Genomic DNA, 16,315 nt, shown 5'->3' with positions numbered 1-16,315 from the left:
GACCTCTTCTGCTCACGAAGCGTGCCGCGCCCGCGCCCGCGCCCCCGCGCCCGCTACCCGATCAGGCTCGGGCGCAGGTCGCGCAGCGTGCGGGAACGGGTCTGCCGCGCCGTGACCACGAAGGACACCAGGAGCGCCCCGAGCAGCCAGCAGAGCAGCACGCCCGCGTCGGACCACGCGGCGCCGAGGTTCCCGCCGTACATCGTCTGCCGGATCGCGTCGACCGAGTACGTCATCGGCAACGCGAAGTGCAGCGCCGCCAACGGCCCCGGCAGCGTCTGCCACGGGAACGTGCCACCGGCGGTGACGAGCTGCACGAGCATGAGCACCAGGCCGAGGAACTGCCCGACCGATCCGAGCAGCACGTTGAGCGCCATGATGATCGCCGCGAAGGTCGCCGAGGCCAGCACCATGATCCCGATCGTGCCGCCGACGTGCACGACGTTCAGGTCGAGGGCGAAGCGCACGATGAAGAACAGCGCCACCATCTGCACCAGGCCGAGGAGCGCCGGGGTCAGCCAGCCGCCGAACACCACCGCGAGGGGCTTCCGCACCGCCGTGATCGCACGCTTGGAGATCGGCTTGAGGATGAGGAACAGCGCGTACATGCCGATCCAGGCCGCGAGCGAGATGAAGAACGGCGCGAGACCGGCACCGTAGTTCGACGCGGCGGCGACGTTGTCGTCCCCGACCTTGACCGGGTCGGAGATGACCGAGGCCTGCGACTCACGCTCCGAGGCGTTCGACGCCGGGATCTTCGTGCGGCCCTCGTCGAGCGACGACGCGAGCTTCGACGACCCGGTCGTGAGCTCGTCCAGCCCCGACGCGAGTGATGACGCGCCCTGGTCGGCGGTCTTCGCACCGGTCGCGAGCTGCGACGCACCGGATGACAGCGTCGGAGCGGCCGAGGCCAGCTTCGACGTGCCGTCCGCCACCTGGGCGGCCCCCGATGCGAGCGTGGATGCCCCGTTCGCCGCCGAGGAGATGCCGGACGCGAGCGTCGGCGCCGCGGAGGCGAGCGACGACGTGCCGGCCGCGACCTGTGCGGAGCCGTCACGGAGCTTGTCCACCGAGGACTTCGTCGTTTCGTAGGTGCTCTTCGCGGAGGCACCGGCGGTGTTGACCCGGGCGACGGCGTCGGTGACGGTCGACTGCAGGGCAGCCTGCTGTTCCTCGGTGAGCTCGACACCCTCGGGCAGGTTGTCGGTGATGCCCGAGATCACGGTCTCGGCGTCGAGGGGGCGGAGCGAATCGACGTCGGCGCTGTACGAGTCGACCGTGTCGGCGAGCTGCTTGTTGCCGGCCGCGACCTGCTGCGCCCCGCTGTTCAACTGCTGCGTCTGCGACGGCAGCGCCGCCGTCTGCTGCTGCGCGCTGGCCAGCCCGGACGCCAGGGTCGACGCCCCCGACGCCACCTGCTGCGCCCCGCTGTTCAGCTGCTGGGTCTGCGACGGCAGGTCGGCCGTGCCGGACGCGAGCTCCGCCGCGCCGGACGACAGCTTGCCGGTGCCGTCGGCGAGCTGGTGTGCGCCCGAGTCCGCCTTGGCGGTTCCGGACGCGAGTTCATCGGCCCCGTCGACGGCGTCGCCGAGGTTGTCCCGCACGTCGGCGAGCCCGACGAGCAGGGTCTTCGCCGCCTGCTTGCCGACGCGCTCGGCGACGGCGGTGCGCATGGTCTTGCCCGCCTGCTCGGCGATGGTCGAGGCCAGGTACGAGTTCGTGTCGGCCGTCGTCATGACGAGCTTCGCCTGCGTCGGGTCGTCGGACTGCGCGGACACCAGGTGCTCGGAGAAGTCGTGCGGGATGGTGACGACGAAGTCGTAGGTGCCGTTCCGGACGCCGGAGCGGGCATCGGCGGCGCTCGTCTTCGTCCACTTGAAGTCGGCGCCGTCGATGGCCTCCTTCGTGACGTCCTTGCCGTAGTCGACGTGCTCGCCGTCCAGCGTGGCGCCGGCGTCGAGGTTCACGATCGCGGCGGGGATCTGGTCGAGCTTCGCGTAGGGGTCGCGGTTCGCCCACAGGTAGGCGCCGCCGTACAGCAGCGGCACGATCATCAGCGCGATGAACGCCAGGCGTGCGAGCGGGGTCGCGGTGAGCCGCGCGAGTTCTGCGCGGACGAGCGAGGTGGTGGTCACTTCTGTGCCTCCGTCGGGACGGTTGCGGATGCTTCGGTGACGGAAGGAGCGGCCGGGAGGCCCGGCTCGGTTCCGTCGGTTCGGGCCACGTCCTCGGGGTCCTCGGTCTGGGGCGTCATGTGCGTCGCGACGTCGTCGTGCGTGTCGATCGTGTCGAGCAGGTGCTCGACGGTCGTGGCGGCGGCCTTCGAGGTCACGAGGACCACGGTCACGCCCCGTCGTGCGACGTCGCGGACCACCTGGAACCAGTCCTCGACGGCGCCGCCGTGCCGCTCGGGCGAGGTGATCACGATGCCGGTCACACCGTCGCGGAGCAGGGCGAGTTCGACGAGCAGTCGGATGCGCACGGCGGTCGGCACCCGCTGCACGGCGGTGTCGACGTAGTCCCGCAGTCCGAGCTCGTCGAGCACGGTGTCGACGTGCTCGCGGTTCGGGCGCTGCCCGGCGAACGCGAGCTCCTCGCGCACGATCTGCTTGAGGGTCATGACGGGGAAGGGCTCGGCGACCCCGGGGGTGTCGACCAGGGCGAACGCGCGCCGGACGGCTGCCGGGTCCTCGTGGCCGTCGAGCAGCAGGCGGCCGGAGTCGGGCTGCATGCGGCCACCGGCGACGAGTGACGCGAGCACGGGTGCCTGCTCGGTCTCGACGGCGAGGACCCCCGGGCGTCCGGGGGCGGCGACGGCGGAGACGACGGGCAGGGGTGCGCCGGGCTCCTCGCCGATGCTGACGTGGTCGAGTTCGAGCGTCATGCGTGGTCCTTCGGGGCAGAGGCGGGGGCGGGAGCGGGAGCAGCGGGTTCGGAGAGCAGCGCGGTGCGCCAGTCGATGCCGGCCATGCCCAGCGCGGACACCACCACCATGCGCCGTCCGTCCTCGTCGCTCGTGCCGGAATGGGTGGCCTCGTCGAGGACGGCGATGCACGCACCCTCGACCAGACGGCCGAGGGTCTCGGGGTCGACGTCGTCCCGCATGGCGCCGTCGGCGATCCCGAGCGCGCACGCCTGGCGCACCTGCGAGCGCAACGGGGCGAACACCTCGGCGACGGGTTCGGCGAAGGGGCTGCGCACGGCGACCCGGGCCATCGAGCGGACGTGCGACACCTCGCTCCAGAGCGTCACGGCGATGGCGGCGAGGCGTGCAGCCGGCGGGAGCTCCTGCAGGTCCGAGGTGGTGGGCATGGCGGCGGCGATCCGGGCGGCGCCGGCGGTCACGACCTCGCGCACCAGGTCGTCGCGCGAGGGGAAGTGTCCGTACACCGCACGACGCGAGAGGCCGGCGGAGGCGGCGATCGTCTCGATCGAGGCATCCGGGTCCTGCTGCAGGCAGGTCTTCGCCGCGTCGAGGAGGGCTGCCCGGTTCTCCGTGGCGTCGCGGCGGGGCGCGCGGGAGGGCTGCTCGGTGGTGGTCACACACCCCATCGTAATAACGTGCACACAGGTGTGCAACTTAACAGGTTCCGTCCCCCGGACGAGGGGGAGTCCCCCAAAGAGCGGACTGTCCAGCCTGAGAACGAACGCATAGCTTCACAGGAATCTCATGCGAACCACGGACTGAGCCTGGAGTGCCCTCTTTGAACCGTGCAACACCGATTCCCGACCCGAACCCAACACCCCATCGCTTCACCCGCGTCCTGACCGCCGGCATCGCCGTCGCGGCACTCGCGTGTGGCGGTCTCGCAGTCGGGGGCGCGGCCTCCGCAGCTCCGGCCGGGATCTCGGTGGCCGACCTCAAGCTCTCCGCCCCGCTCCGTGACGCCAAGCCGACGAAGACCGTCGCCGCGTTCGTGCGCACCACCGGCCAGGGTGCCCTCGAAGTGGACGCCAAGGCGAAGGGCGGGGACCTGACGAAGTCGCGGACCCAGTCCTCCGCAGCCAAGAACCGCGTCGAGGCGATCCAGTCGACCGTCGCCGCGGTGCGGTCGGCCGTCAAGCGCGCCGACGCCCAGGCGGCCGAGCTCTACTCGACCGAGTACACCGTCCCGGGAGTCGCGGTCGTCGCCGACGTCGACGCGTTCCGGCAGATCGCGGAGCGCTCCGACGTCGAGAGCATCATCCCGCTCACGCCGAAGAAGATCGTCGAGCCGACGGTCAACGAGAACGCCGACGCCGCTCCCTCGGGCGTCGACCCGAGCCTGGTGCGCCCCGGTGCTGACGGCGTCACGCCGAAGAACGCCGCGAGCGACGTCTACACGCGCTCGCTCGACGCCTGGCAGCAGACCGGCCACACCGGCAAGGACGTCAACGTCGCCGTCCTCGACACCGGTCTCGACTACACGCAGGCCGACTTCGGCGGCCCCGGCACCACCGAGGCGTACCAGCAGGCCCTGGCCAACGCGAGCGGCGGCGCCCCGGACCCCAGCCTGTACGACGCGTCGAAGTTCCTCGGCGGGTACGACTTCGCCGGTGCGACCTACAACGCCGACCCGACGGACCCGAACACCTACGACCCGGTGCCGGCTCCCGACGACAACCCGATCGACGGCAAGGGCGGCGACCACGGCACCCACGTGTCCGGGTCGATCGCCGGCTACGGCCTGACCGCCGACAAGCAGCGGTTCGACGGCGACTACACCAAGCTCACGACGCAGCAGGTGCAGGACATGTGGATCGGCCCGGGCACCGCGCCCGAGGCCGGCCTGTACGCCCTGAAGGTCTTCGGCGACAACGGTGGCTCGACCGACGTCACCGGTGCCGCGCTCGACTGGGTGGGCCAGGCGCTCACCCAGGGCAAGGACATCAACGTCCTGAACCTGTCGCTCGGCTCCGACTACGGCGCACCGGACGACCCCGACAACGCCAAGATCGACGCACTGACCGCTCGCGGCGTGCTCCCCGTGATCGCCTCGGGCAACGCCGACGACTTCACCGACATCGGTGGTTCGCCGGGCAACGCCGAGGGTGCGCTCACCGTCGCCGCGAGCGCCACCGGCCAGTCGCTCTACGACGGCGTCCAGGTCACCGCGCCGGCCGACGTCGCGAAGACCTACCGCTCGCAGTACTCGTCCAACTTCAAGGGCACCCTGCCCGTCGAGGGCGACGTCGTCGTCCCGACCACGAACATCGACGGCTGCGCAGCGTTCAGCCCCGCTGACGCCGCGGAGATCGCGGGCAAGGTCGTCTGGCTGAAGTGGACGGACGCCGCGCTCGAGTGCGGTTCCGCCGTGCGCTTCAACAACGTCGAGGCTGCCGGCGGCGTCGGTGTCCTGCTGGCGGGCACGCTCGACACGTTCGAATCCGGCATCGGTGGCAACGCGACCATCCCGGGTGCCGAGCTGACCGCGAAGAGCGTGGCGAGCCTCCAGGCCACCGCGAAGGCGGGGACCCTGCACGTGCGCTTCGCGGACGAGCTCAAGGGGTTCGAGGTCGCCATCGAGGCGGACGCCGTGAACACGCTCGCGTCGTTCACCAGCCGTGGCGTGCACGGGTCGTTCGCCGACATCGTCAAGCCGGACATCGCCGGCCCCGGGGTCAACGTGATCTCGGCGGCCAACGGCACCGGTGACGGCCGCATGTCGATGAGCGGCACCTCGATGGCCACGCCGGACGTCGCGGGCATCGCGGCGCTGACGTTCCAGTCGCACCCGACCTGGTCCGCCCCGCAGGTGAAGGCGGCGCTGATGAACACGGCGACGCACGACGTCAAGGACGGCGACGGCACCGCGACCCTGCTCCGCCAGGGCGCCGGCCGCGTCGACGCGCTGCAGGCCGTCACGGCGGACACCACGGTCCGCAGCGTCGAGAACGGCCAGCTCGTCACCGCCTCGTTCGGTGTCGTGGAGGTCGCCGAGAAGACCACCGAGACCCGGTCCCTGCTCGTCGAGAACACCAGCTCGACCGCGCACACCTACGACGTGGCCTACCAGCCTCGGGTGTCCCAGCCGGGTGTGGCGTTCTCGCTCAGCACCAAGCGCGTCACGGTCCAGCCGGGCCGGGGTGCCGTCGTGGACCTGACGTTCACGATCGCCGACCCGACGGCCCTCCGCCGGGTCATCGACCCCACCCAGGAGTCGGTCCAGAAGGGGTACCAGCGCGAGTTCGTCGCGGCGGCCACCGGGCTCGTCACCTTCACCCCGACCGACACCACGACCGATCCGCTGCGGGTCGGCACGTACGTCGCGCCGAAGCCCGTGAGCTCCGTCCGCGGCGCGGGCATCACGTACACCGGCTCCCAGAAGACCGCCGACCTGCCGCTTCGTGGCCGGGTGGTCGACCAGGGGACGGCGACGACGGGGTACCACGCGGCGGTCGCGCCGTTCGTGCTCGGCGGGACGGACCCCCAGGAGACGTTCGCGGAGGGTTCGGCGTCACAGTCGCTCCGTGCAGCGGACGTCCGGGCCTACGGGGCGAGCTTCGACAAGGCCTCCGGCACGCTGGCGTTCGGCATCCAGACCGCGGGACCCGACGCCAACCCCGGCGCCGTGACCAACGTCGAGGTGCTGATCGACACGGACCGCGACGGTGAGCCGGACTACCTGGTCTACGACGCGAAGTCGGCGACCATCGACGCCACCCTCGCCACGACGGTGGACCTCGCGACCGGCAAGACCGTGGACGCGCAGCCCCTCAACGGCGGTGCGCCCGGCCAGGACGTCAACACCTTCGACAGCACGGTGAAGGTGCTGACGGTGGATGCCGCGCTGATCGGTGCGACGTCGACGTTCACGTACTCGGTCCTGACCGAGTCGGCCTACGCTCCGGCCGCGGCCACGAGCGGTTCGTCGATCGTGGACGAGACCACCGCGGTGGCCTTCAACCCGGCGAAGCCGCCCCTGGCCTTCGCACAGGGCTCGTCGACGGGTGTCGTCTTCGCCGACCGGGGCTCGCTCCAGGTCACCCGGTCGCCCGGTGTCGCGAGTGCCCGGGTCCTGCTGCTCCACCTCGGCAACGCGGTCGGCAGCCAGGCACAGAGTGTCGCCGCGACCTGGGTGGCTCCGACCCTGCAGCTCCAGAAGGGCAGCGGGGTGTCGATCGCCGGCACGCCGAAGGTCGGGTCGAAGCTCAAGGCGGGCCACGGCAAGTGGGACGGCACGGGCGTCACCTACTCGTACCGGTGGCTGCGCGACGGCAAGGCCGTGACGAACGCCACGGGTTCGTCGTACACGCTCGGCTCCGCGGACGCGGGGCACCGGATCTCGGTGACGGTCGTCGCGAAGGCGACGGGCTACCAGGACGGCACGGCGACGTCGACGCCGACCGCCAAGGTGGCGCGCTGATCCGCCGTTCGACACGGTGACCAGGAGGTGCCGGGCCCGGATCGGGCTCGGCACCTCTTGTTCGTGCAGGAGTCACGTCTCGCCGGTGCGTGTACAGGACAGGTAGTTAGACAAACTAGTTACGTGGTGCCAGTGTTGCTCCCATGCAGAACACGCTGAACCAGCTCCGGTCCAACCCGGTCGAGTGGCGCCGTCGTGGACTCACTCCGCCGGACGTCATCCAGGCCATGATCGAGCAGCGCCTGGCCGAGCCCGGGCACTCCCAGCCCGTCGGTGACCCGTCGTACCAGGACTTCTTCCGGAGCTGATCCGGGGTCGGCCGGGTGATCCGGGATGCACCGACCGACAGACGGGAGGCGCGGTGCCAGCTGGCACCGCGCCTCCCGTCTGTACGTCGGTGGCGTCTCGGACGTCACTTGCCGATCTTGCCGTCGGCCGCGTCCTCGGCCTTGCCGATCTGGTCGCCGTGCCCGCCGCCGGTCGCCTTGTCGGCCGCGTCACCCGCCTTGTCGAGGCCGGCGTCCGTGGCCTTCTCGCCCTTGTCGCTGTCGGCGAAGTCCTTCGCCTTGTCTCCGATGCCGCTCATGTCGTGCTCCTTCCCTGGTGGATCTGGACGGGTCCGACCGTGCTCCGACCGATCCGGACGGACACCCAGGTGCGCCGGATGTGGACAAGGGGCCCACCGTCCACAGGGCGTCACGGCGGGTGACGCGCAGGTGACCAGCCGATAGACTCGGGTGGACCACCGGCCCGGACGGCCGTGTGCGGTCCTCCGCCAACGTGAGGAGAACCAGATGCCCGCAGCAGTCATCATCGGCGCCCAGTGGGGCGACGAGGGCAAGGGGAAGGCCACCGACCTCCTCGGCTCCCGCATCGACTACGTCGTGAAGTTCAACGGCGGCAACAACGCCGGCCACACCGTCGTCGTCGGCGGCGAGAAGTACGCGCTGCACCTGCTGCCCTCCGGCATCCTGACGCCCGGCGTGACCCCGATCATCGGCAACGGCGTCGTCGTCGACCTCGAGGTGCTGTTCCAGGAGCTCGACGCCCTGCGCGCTCGCGGCGTCGACGTCTCGAAGCTGCTCGTGTCGGCCAACGCCCACGTCATCACGCACTACCACCGCACCGTCGACAAGGTGACCGAGCGGTTCCTGGGCAAGCGCCAGATCGGCACCACCGGTCGCGGCATCGGCCCGACCTACGCCGACAAGATCAACCGCGTCGGCATCCGGATCCAGGACATCTTCGACGAGAACATCCTGCGCCAGAAGGTCGAGGCAGCGCTGGACCAGAAGAACCACCTGCTCGTCAAGGTCTTCAACCGCCGCGCGATCGACCCCGAAGAAGTCGTCGAGTCGCTGCTCTCGTTCGCCGAGCGCCTGCGCCCGATGGTCGCCGACACCGCCCTCGAGATCCACCGTGCCCTGGAGCGTGGCGAGACCGTCCTGTTCGAAGCCGGCCAGGCCACGATGCTCGACGTCGACCACGGCACCTACCCGTTCGTCACCTCGTCGTCCGCGACCGCCGGTGGCGCCGCGACCGGTTCCGGCATCGGCCCGGGCAAGCTCGAGCGGATCATCGGCATCGTCAAGGCGTACACGACCCGCGTCGGCGCCGGTCCGTTCCCGACCGAGCTGTTCGACGAGTCGGGCGAGTTCCTGCGCGCCAACGGCTTCGAGTTCGGCACCACCACCGGCCGCCCGCGCCGCTGTGGCTGGTACGACGCCCCGATCGCCCGCTACACGGCACGCATCAACGGCGTGACCGACTTCGTGCTCACCAAGCTCGACGTCCTGACCGGGCTCGAGACGATCCCGGTGTGCGTCGCGTACGAGGTCGACGGCGTCCGTGTCGACGAGGTCCCGGTCAACCAGTCCGACTTCCACCACGCGAAGCCGGTGTACCAGGAGTTCCCCGGCTGGACCGAGGACATCACCGGAGCCCGCACCTTCGACGACCTGCCGAAGAACGCACAGGACTACGTCCTGGCGATCGAGGCGATGTCCGGCGCACGGATCTCCGCGATCGGTGTCGGCCCCGGCCGTGACGCCATCGTCGTGCGGCACGACCTGCTCGGCGACGACGAGCGTGCCGACCAGCGCGCCGGCGAACGCACCGACGCAGCGTGACGATGCGGATCCTGTTCGTCTGCAGCGGCAACATCTGCCGGTCCCCGCTCGGCGCGCAGGTCCTGACGGCACGGCTCGGCCCGGACGCTCCGGCGTTCGTGGTCGAGTCGGCCGGCACGATCGCCGACGACGGTGCCCCGATGGACGCCGCCGCGGCCGAGCAGTCCGTCCGGCTCGGCGGCGACCCCTCGGCCCACCGGTCGCGGTACCTGACGGCCGAGATCGTCGAGCGCGCCGACCTGGTGCTGACCGCCGAGCGATCGCACCGTGCAGCCGCCGTCTCCCTGGCACCCCGGGCGTCCAAGCGGACCTTCACGATCAAGCAGTTCGCGCGGGTGCTCGCCGGCCTCGAGCCCGGTGACCTGGCCGACGTGACGACCCCGCAGCAGCTCGTGGAACGCGTCGCCCGGCTGCGCGGCACCGTCCCGCCGCCCGCCGACCCGGCCGACGACGACGTGGACGACCCCTACCGTCGCTCGACGGCGACCCACCAGCGCGTCGCCGACGAGCTCGACGTGGCGCTGACGGGCATCGCGGACGCGTTGCGCGCCGTGGTCTGACCACTGACGGACAGGCGGCCCGGTGTCAGCTGGCACCGGGCCTGGCGTCCGTCCGGGCGCGAGTGCGCCGCTCGGGACGCCGGTGTCTTCCCCCGACGCCGCCGAGCGCATGAGACGCCTCCGAATACCGCGGCGTCTCGAGCACGACAGGGCGTCGAGCGATGACGACGGCGTGTTCATCCCCCAGGCGAAACCAGGGCCCCCGCGGCTCTTGCATCCTTCGATGGAACTCCCGCAGGTGCATCCCGAAGCCGGTCGTCCCCGAGCGCGCTGGTTCCTAGCGTCGTGTACATGACGAACACCACCGAAGTCCGGCCCGCCGCCGGCACCGCAGCCCGCGACCGAGGGGGTGTCCGCGGCCTCATCGCCCGGCACCCGCTCGTGTCCTTCTTCACCATGGCACTCGGCCTGAGCTGGCTCGCTTGGGTGCCGTACATCCTGTCGCCGCACGGCATGGGCGTGTGGGACATCCACTTCCCCGAGGTCCTGGGCAGCGCTCAGTTCACGGGCGTCCTGCCCGGGGCGCTCCTCGGCCCGCTGGGCAGCGCGTTCATCGTCACCGCGGTCGCCGACGGTCGCGCGGGGCTCCGGCGCTGGGTCGGACGGCTGTTCCGCTGGCGGGTCGCCTGGTACTGGTACGCGCTGGCGCTCGTCGTCGTGCCGGCCCTGATCGTCGTGTCCGCGCTGCCGTTCGCCGGTGGTGACGTGCGGGCCCCCTCGGCCCTGGCCTTCGCCATGCTCGTGCCCGGACTGGTCATCCAGCTGTTCTCGACCGGCCTGAGCGAGGAGCCCGGCTGGCGCGACTTCGCCCTGCCCCGCCTGCAGCACCGCTTCGGGGGCCTGGGCGCCGCCGCGATCCTCGGCCCGATCTGGGCGCTCTGGCACATGCCGCTGTACTTCAGCGACTGGGGCGGCTGGCCGAACGCGCACTGGAGCGAGCCCGTCGTGTTCGCCCTGTTCACCATCACCTTCAACGTCGTGATGATCCAGGTCTTCAACAAGACCCGCGAGAGCCTGCCCCTGGCCCTGCTGCTGCACGTCGGCGTGAACAACACGATCTCGACGCTCTTCCCCGAGATGTACCCGAGCATGACCGCCGGCACGCTGATGATCGGCCTGACCATCATGTCGACGATCGCCGCCGCGGTGCTCCTCGTCGCGACCCGTGGCCGCCTGGGCTACGACCCCGCCCGACGCGCCCTGCCCCTCGACGCACCGGTCCCCACCCCCGCCCGCCTCGTAGGATCCAACGATGGCACCCGCTGAGCACGACGCGCTGCGCGCACCGGCCGAGCCGGCAGCACAGCGCGCCCGCCGCGTCGACGTCTTCGTCGCCCTCGGCACGGCCGTCGTCGCCCTCGGGCTGCTGCTCGGCCTGCCGCCCCTGGACGCCCTCGAGCCCGACGGTGCCGCCCTGGCGCTGCGGGCGCCCGCACCGTTCACCCTGGCCTGGAGCGTCCTGGCCCTCGGCCTGCTGGCCCAGTCGGCCGCCCTGCTCGCCGCCCGTCGGGCACCGCGCACCGTGCTGATCGTGGTCGCCGCCCTGCCGGTGGTGGTCGCGGCGCTCGCCCCGGAGTCGTTCGACGTGTTCGGCCTCACCGCACTGCCCGTGGTCGTCGCCGTCGTCCTCGCCGCACTCCGTGTCCCGCTGGCCCGCCTGTGGCCGACGCTCCTGGTCGCCGGGGCGCTCGTCGCCGCCGGCAGCGCGGTGCTGTCCGCCGTCGCCGGTGGTGCGTTCCGCGGTGACTTCTCGACGGGCCTGGCCGGCTCGCTCGGGCAGGGCGTGCTGCAGGCGATCGGTGCCGTCGGCCTGCCCCTGCTGGTCACCCTGCTGGTGCAGTCCCGCCGCGAGGTCCGCGTCGCCCGCACCGCCGAGGCCAGCGCCGTGAACCGTGAGCAGGACGCCCTGGTCGACGCCGCGGTGTCCCGCGAACGCGCCGCGATGGCCCGTGAGCTCCACGACATCGCCGCGCACCACCTGTCCGGCATCGCGCTGATGGCCGCCGTCATCGACCGGCAGATCGACGCGGACCCGGAGCGTGCCCACGAGGGTGCCCGCCAGGTCCGGGAGCAGAGCACCGCCGTGCTCGAGGACCTCCGCCGCCTGGTCGGCCTGCTCCGCGACGACGCCCCCGCCGAGCGCGCCGTCGAGACGGTCGCCGGCATCGTCGACCTGGCCGAACGCGCGCGGTTCCGCAGTGACGTCCGGCTCGACGTGCTGCCGGGTGACCGCCCGCTGGCCGACGGTGTCGGCCCGCTCGCGCAGCTCGCCGCCTACCGCACCGTCCAGGAGGCACTCGCCAATGCCGCCCTGCACGCCCCGTCCGCCCCGTGCACCGTCACCATCGACGACCGTGACGTGACCCGGGTGGTGATCCGGGTGGAGAACGCACCCGCCACCGTCCCGGCAGCGGGGACCTCTCCCTCGGGCGGCAACGGCCTGCGGGGGATGCGCGAGCGGGCGGACCTGGTCGGGGCGCGCCTCCAGACCGGCCCGACCGCGACCGGCGGATGGCTGGTGGAGCTGGCGCTCGGCCGGGAGGCACCTGCCGCACCCGCGCAGGTCGCCGACGGCACCGGGGTGGTCGCGTGATCCGCGTGCTGGTCGCGGACGACCAGCCCCTGGTCCGCGCCGGGGTGTCCGCGCTCCTCGGCGCGGAGCCCGACATCGAGGTGGTCGGCGTGGCCGCCGACGGCGGCGAGGCGCTCGCGCTGGCGCGCGAGACACGACCCGACGTCGCCTGCCTGGACATCCGGATGCCGGTGATGAACGGCATCGAACTCGCCCGGATCTTCTGCGCTCCGGACGCCGACCCGGCGATCCCCGCGCTCATGCTGACGACGTTCGACCTGGACGACTACGTGTTCGGGGCGCTCGAGGCCGGTGCGTCCGGGTTCCTGCTCAAGGACGCCGAGCCGGACACCATCGTCGACGCCGTGCGACAGGTCGCCGCCGGCAACGGCACGCTCGACCAGGCCCTGACCCGGCGGGTGCTGCGGGAGTTCGTGTCACGGCGGAGCCTGCAGCCGGTCTCCGGCGACCGGGCCGACGGCGTGCTGACCGCCCGCGAGCGCGAGGTGCTCCTCCTGCTGGCACAGGGGATGTCGAACGAGGAGATCGCCGCTGCGCTCGTGCTCGAGGTGTCGACCGTCAAGTCGCACCTGGCGCGGATGCTGCCGAAGCTCGGGGTGCGATCGCGGCTGCAGGCCGTGGTGTGGGCGTACCAGAACCGGATCGTGACGGTGCCGGACCAGCCGTAGGGCCTGTCCGGGGAACGCACGTTCCCGTTCGGGGGACTGTGCACGGTCACTCCGGGCTGGTGCAGTGTATGCATGCACATCGAAACGCCGCCGGTCACCACCTCCGACGACACCTCCCTGCGGGGTGAGGTCATCCACGGGATGATCACGGCGTTGCGTTCCCGTCCGCTGCACGAGGTGACCCCCGACGTCGTCGCGGCTGCGGCCGGTGTGGACACCGAGGTCGTCGCCCGGACGTTCCCGAGCTGGGACGGTCTGCTGCTCGCGACCATCGACCGGTGGAACGAGGAGCGTACCGTCCCGCTCATGCCCCTGGCCGAGCAGCACGGCACCATCCGTTTCCTGCGCGCGATCGTGACCGCGAACGTGGCCGACCCGTCGCTCATGCGGTTCCTGACGGCGACGCTGAACATCGCGGCGTCGCCCGAGCACCCGCTCGCACCGATGCTGCACGTCCGGTGGCGACGGTTCCACGCCTTCGTGCAGCACGCCCTGGAGCGCGACGTCCTGCTCGGCCGGGAGCCGGGCACGATGGAGCCGGCGCGCGGTTCGGAGCAGCTGCTCGCGACCTACGAGGGACTGCAGCTGCAGTCCATGGTGCGGCCGGAGATGGACCTGCTCGAGGCCTTCGACCGTGCCGTGACGCGCCTGCGCGAGGGCTGGTCCCGCGCGTACGTGCCGCCCCTCTGGGACCTCGACCGGGTCGGTTGACCCTCCGGGTGGCCCGTCGGGCCGCCCCCAACAGACCGAGGACGCTAGGGCGTCCGAGGGCAGACGCTCACCGTCTGCACGCGTCGCCGCACGATTCGGGTTCGAGCGGCGGCGCGTACCAATCCCGGCAGGCCGGCGTTCGTTCAGCGCCGCCGGTCGCCGTGCGCTCGTTCCGAGCCGTCCGTGGGCGTGCGTTCGTTCCGCGCCGTCAGTCGGCGTGCATCGCGAGCGGTCGCTCCGTGTCCACCTCGACGGGCTGCCGGCGGATGGCGATCACCGTGACGTCGTCGTCGTGCGGCACCTCGTCGGCGCGGGCCGAGAGCGCGAGGACGACCGCGTGCGGGTCGCGGCCGGCGCGGGCGATCGCGGCGACGGACTCGATCGTGTCGTCGAGGTCGTCGTACAGGTCGAGCACGCCGTCGCTGAACGAGACGAGCAGGTCACCCGGTTCGAGGGCGCCCTGGGTCGTCGCCCACTCCTCGCGGATGCCGAGCCCGAGCGGCATGTCGCCCGACCGGAGCCGGTCGACGTGCCCGTCGGCGCGCAGGACGAAGCTCAGCCCGTGCCCGGCGTCGGCCCACTGGAGGCTGCCGTCGTCGGAGATCCGGGCGTGGAACAGCGTGGTGAAGGCGAGGTCGGGTCCGACACCTTCGGCGGTCAGCCCGTCGGAGGCCCGCTTCAGCGCCTCGCCGGGGTCCTCGACGGTCCGGGCGCTGCGCAGGGTCGCGCGCACCGCGGCCGCGATCAGCCCCGCGCCGACGCCCTTGCCCATGACGTCACCGAGGCTCACCGCCACCCCGGTCGGCGTCGGGTACCAGTCGAAGAAGTCGCCACCGACGCTCCGGGCCGGCAGGCAGGCACCGGCGACGACGACGTCCTCGGTGATGCGGCCGGTCGTCGTCGGGAGCAGGGATCGCTGCACCGCCGCTGCCCGGTCGATCTCGGCGCGGACCTTGCCCTCACGTGCCTCGGCCGACCGCAGGTTCAGGCGCGAGCGACGGGAGAGCTCGTGCACGACGACGGCGACGGTGCCGAACACGCCGACGAGGATGCCCAGGCGGACGAGTTCACTCGCGCCGGGCGCGTCGGACGGGGTCAGGACGTAGGGCGCGAGGATCACGAGCACGATGCCCGCGATCGCGAAGAGCACGGTGCGACGGTTCTCGAGCGACGCCCACCAGACCACCGGGAGCACCACGATCGCGGTGAACAGCGAGGAGCCGGAGCCCGTCCCGGTACGCAGCAGTGCGATCGTCAGGAAGTCGACGGTGAGCAGGACCGGCACCACCCAGGCCGCGCTGCGCACGAGCGTGGGGATCGCGCTCATCAGCGTCGCGACCACCACGCCGACCACGCTCGCGACGAACAGGTGGTGCTGGGTGATCGCCAGCGTCGGCATCACGACGCTCAGGAACGCCGACAGCGCCAACAGGCCGCTGATCGGAGCCTGACGGACGAGAGGGTTGTCGACGATGCTGGTTGGGCGAGTCATGCTCAGTGCAGGTTAGTGGTCCGGGCTGCTGAGCGACCGACCCTGACCCCATCTGGGGACGCAGGCCTGGCCGCTCAGCGCGGCCAGGTGGCGACGACCGCGACCGCGTTGAACAGCACGTGCGCCAGGATCGCGCCGCCGATGCGGTCGGTCATCGCGACGAGCGTGCCGGTGAGCAGGCCGAGCAGGAACGTCGTCACGAACACCTGGAACCCGCCGAGCGACGTGCCACCCGCACCGAGCAGCAGGTGCAGCAGCGCGAACAGGAGCGCCGTGACCAGCACCGCGAGGAACCGGGTGCGGGGCGTGAGCTCGGCGGCGAGCCGGCGCTGGAACAGCCCGCGGAACACCACTTCTTCGAGCACCGGGCTGACGATGACGATGCCGATCGCCGACACGAGCAGCAGCCCGACGTCGGGCGTGCCGAGCGTCGGTGCCGGGACCAGCCCGGTCGTCCCCGTGAACGCGAGTGACATGAAGACGTCCACCGCGCGGCACACGATCACGATGCCGATCGCGAAGACCACGATCCCCAGGTCGAGCCGCAGCCGCGACACCATCGCCGAACGCGGGGTCCGCCGGAGCACCACGGCGGCAGCGACGACGAGCGGCACCCACACGGCGGCGTCCGCGGCGAGCACCTGCAGGACCGGCGAGGGGATGCCCCCAGTCCGGGTGACCTGTCCGACGATCCGGGTCAGGATCACGGCGACGCCGAGTGCGACCAGGATGACGATGAGGTCGCGCTGTCGCCGCACGCTGGGCTCGGTGGTGGTCTGGGCCGGCTCGGAGCGCATGGGGCCACCGTAGAGGACA

General features: G+C 71.8%; 14 protein-coding genes. 8 read left to right on the top strand and 6 right to left on the bottom strand.

The window, feature by feature from the left end; genetic code table 11:
* Positions 1 to 53: 53 nt before the first annotated feature.
* Genes BIU89_RS16630 through BIU89_RS16620 form a run of 3 tightly spaced genes read right to left on the bottom strand, consistent with a single transcriptional unit; the run spans position 54 to position 3,543 of the window.
* A complete protein-coding gene (locus BIU89_RS16630) occupies positions 54 to 2,135 on the bottom strand; it encodes a YhgE/Pip domain-containing protein (protein ID WP_071248477.1) in 2,082 nt (693 codons plus the stop codon).
* The gene (locus BIU89_RS18720) at positions 2,132 to 2,884 is read right to left on the bottom strand and encodes a hypothetical protein (protein ID WP_071248474.1); all 753 of its coding nucleotides are present in this window, start codon (positions 2,882 to 2,884) and stop codon (positions 2,132 to 2,134) included. Before BIU89_RS18720 ends, BIU89_RS16630 begins: the two co-directional genes overlap by 4 nt.
* Positions 2,881 to 3,543, bottom strand: coding sequence for a TetR/AcrR family transcriptional regulator (locus BIU89_RS16620; protein ID WP_071248471.1), 663 nt, complete (start codon positions 3,541 to 3,543; stop codon positions 2,881 to 2,883). Before BIU89_RS16620 ends, BIU89_RS18720 begins: the two co-directional genes overlap by 4 nt.
* A 308-nt stretch (positions 3,544 to 3,851) precedes the next feature.
* Between BIU89_RS16620 and BIU89_RS16615 the strand changes: the two genes are divergently transcribed.
* Together BIU89_RS16615 and BIU89_RS18715 are read left to right on the top strand one after the other, a co-directional pair.
* Positions 3,852 to 7,346, top strand: a complete 3,495-nt coding sequence (locus BIU89_RS16615) for a S8 family serine peptidase (RefSeq protein ID WP_071248468.1) — start codon at positions 3,852 to 3,854, stop codon at positions 7,344 to 7,346.
* Between the two features lie 143 nt (positions 7,347 to 7,489).
* Positions 7,490 to 7,654, top strand: a complete 165-nt coding sequence (locus BIU89_RS18715) for a hypothetical protein (RefSeq protein WP_155896763.1) — start codon at positions 7,490 to 7,492, stop codon at positions 7,652 to 7,654.
* Between the two features lie 104 nt (positions 7,655 to 7,758).
* Here BIU89_RS18715 and BIU89_RS16610 read toward each other — a convergent pair whose 3' ends face one another.
* A complete protein-coding gene (locus BIU89_RS16610) occupies positions 7,759 to 7,932 on the bottom strand; it encodes an antitoxin (protein WP_071248465.1) in 174 nt (57 codons plus the stop codon).
* 208 nt (positions 7,933 to 8,140) lie between these two features.
* On the opposite strand from BIU89_RS16610, the gene BIU89_RS16605 reads away from it, so the two are divergent.
* The 6 genes from BIU89_RS16605 (at position 8,141) to BIU89_RS16580 (ending at position 14,007) form a co-directional block, all read left to right on the top strand.
* Positions 8,141 to 9,475: an adenylosuccinate synthase gene (locus tag BIU89_RS16605; RefSeq protein WP_017886319.1), complete on the top strand. Its 1,335-nt coding sequence runs from the start codon at positions 8,141 to 8,143 to the stop codon at positions 9,473 to 9,475.
* A gap of 2 nt (positions 9,476 to 9,477) precedes the next feature.
* Positions 9,478 to 10,035 carry an arsenate reductase/protein-tyrosine-phosphatase family protein gene (locus BIU89_RS16600; protein ID WP_071248520.1) on the top strand — a complete coding sequence of 186 codons (558 nt, stop codon included), beginning with the start codon at positions 9,478 to 9,480 and terminating at the stop codon, positions 10,033 to 10,035.
* Positions 10,036 to 10,326: 291 nt separating this feature from the next.
* Entirely contained in the window at positions 10,327 to 11,301 is a 975-nt protein-coding gene (locus tag BIU89_RS16595; protein WP_071248462.1) for a CPBP family intramembrane glutamic endopeptidase, read from the top strand.
* On the top strand, positions 11,288 to 12,628 hold the full coding sequence (locus BIU89_RS16590) for a sensor histidine kinase (RefSeq protein WP_083404448.1): 1,341 nt from the start codon (positions 11,288 to 11,290) through the stop codon (positions 12,626 to 12,628). The genes BIU89_RS16595 and BIU89_RS16590 overlap by 14 nt, the downstream gene beginning before the upstream one ends.
* Positions 12,625 to 13,296 (top strand): response regulator, encoded by a 672-nt coding sequence (locus BIU89_RS16585; RefSeq protein ID WP_071248459.1) that lies wholly within the window; start codon positions 12,625 to 12,627, stop codon positions 13,294 to 13,296. Before BIU89_RS16590 ends, BIU89_RS16585 begins: the two co-directional genes overlap by 4 nt.
* A gap of 72 nt (positions 13,297 to 13,368) precedes the next feature.
* Positions 13,369 to 14,007: a TetR/AcrR family transcriptional regulator gene (locus tag BIU89_RS16580; protein WP_071248456.1), complete on the top strand. Its 639-nt coding sequence runs from the start codon at positions 13,369 to 13,371 to the stop codon at positions 14,005 to 14,007.
* Between the two features lie 208 nt (positions 14,008 to 14,215).
* Here the strand turns inward: BIU89_RS16580 and BIU89_RS16575 are convergent, their stop codons facing one another.
* Both BIU89_RS16575 and BIU89_RS17875 read right to left on the bottom strand, forming a co-directional pair.
* Positions 14,216 to 15,499, bottom strand: coding sequence for a PP2C family protein-serine/threonine phosphatase (locus tag BIU89_RS16575; RefSeq protein ID WP_083404447.1), 1,284 nt, complete (start codon positions 15,497 to 15,499; stop codon positions 14,216 to 14,218).
* A 74-nt stretch (positions 15,500 to 15,573) separates the two neighbouring features.
* Positions 15,574 to 16,296, bottom strand: coding sequence for a CPBP family glutamic-type intramembrane protease (locus BIU89_RS17875; protein WP_083404446.1), 723 nt, complete (start codon positions 16,294 to 16,296; stop codon positions 15,574 to 15,576).
* Positions 16,297 to 16,315: the final 19 nt, after the last annotated feature.

The organism is Curtobacterium sp. MCBA15_005 (assembly GCF_001864855.1).
Classification (GTDB): domain Bacteria; phylum Actinomycetota; class Actinomycetes; order Actinomycetales; family Microbacteriaceae; genus Curtobacterium; species Curtobacterium flaccumfaciens.
The sequence above is the reverse complement of the archived record's forward strand: the minus strand, read 5'-3'. Positions and strand labels throughout refer to the sequence as shown.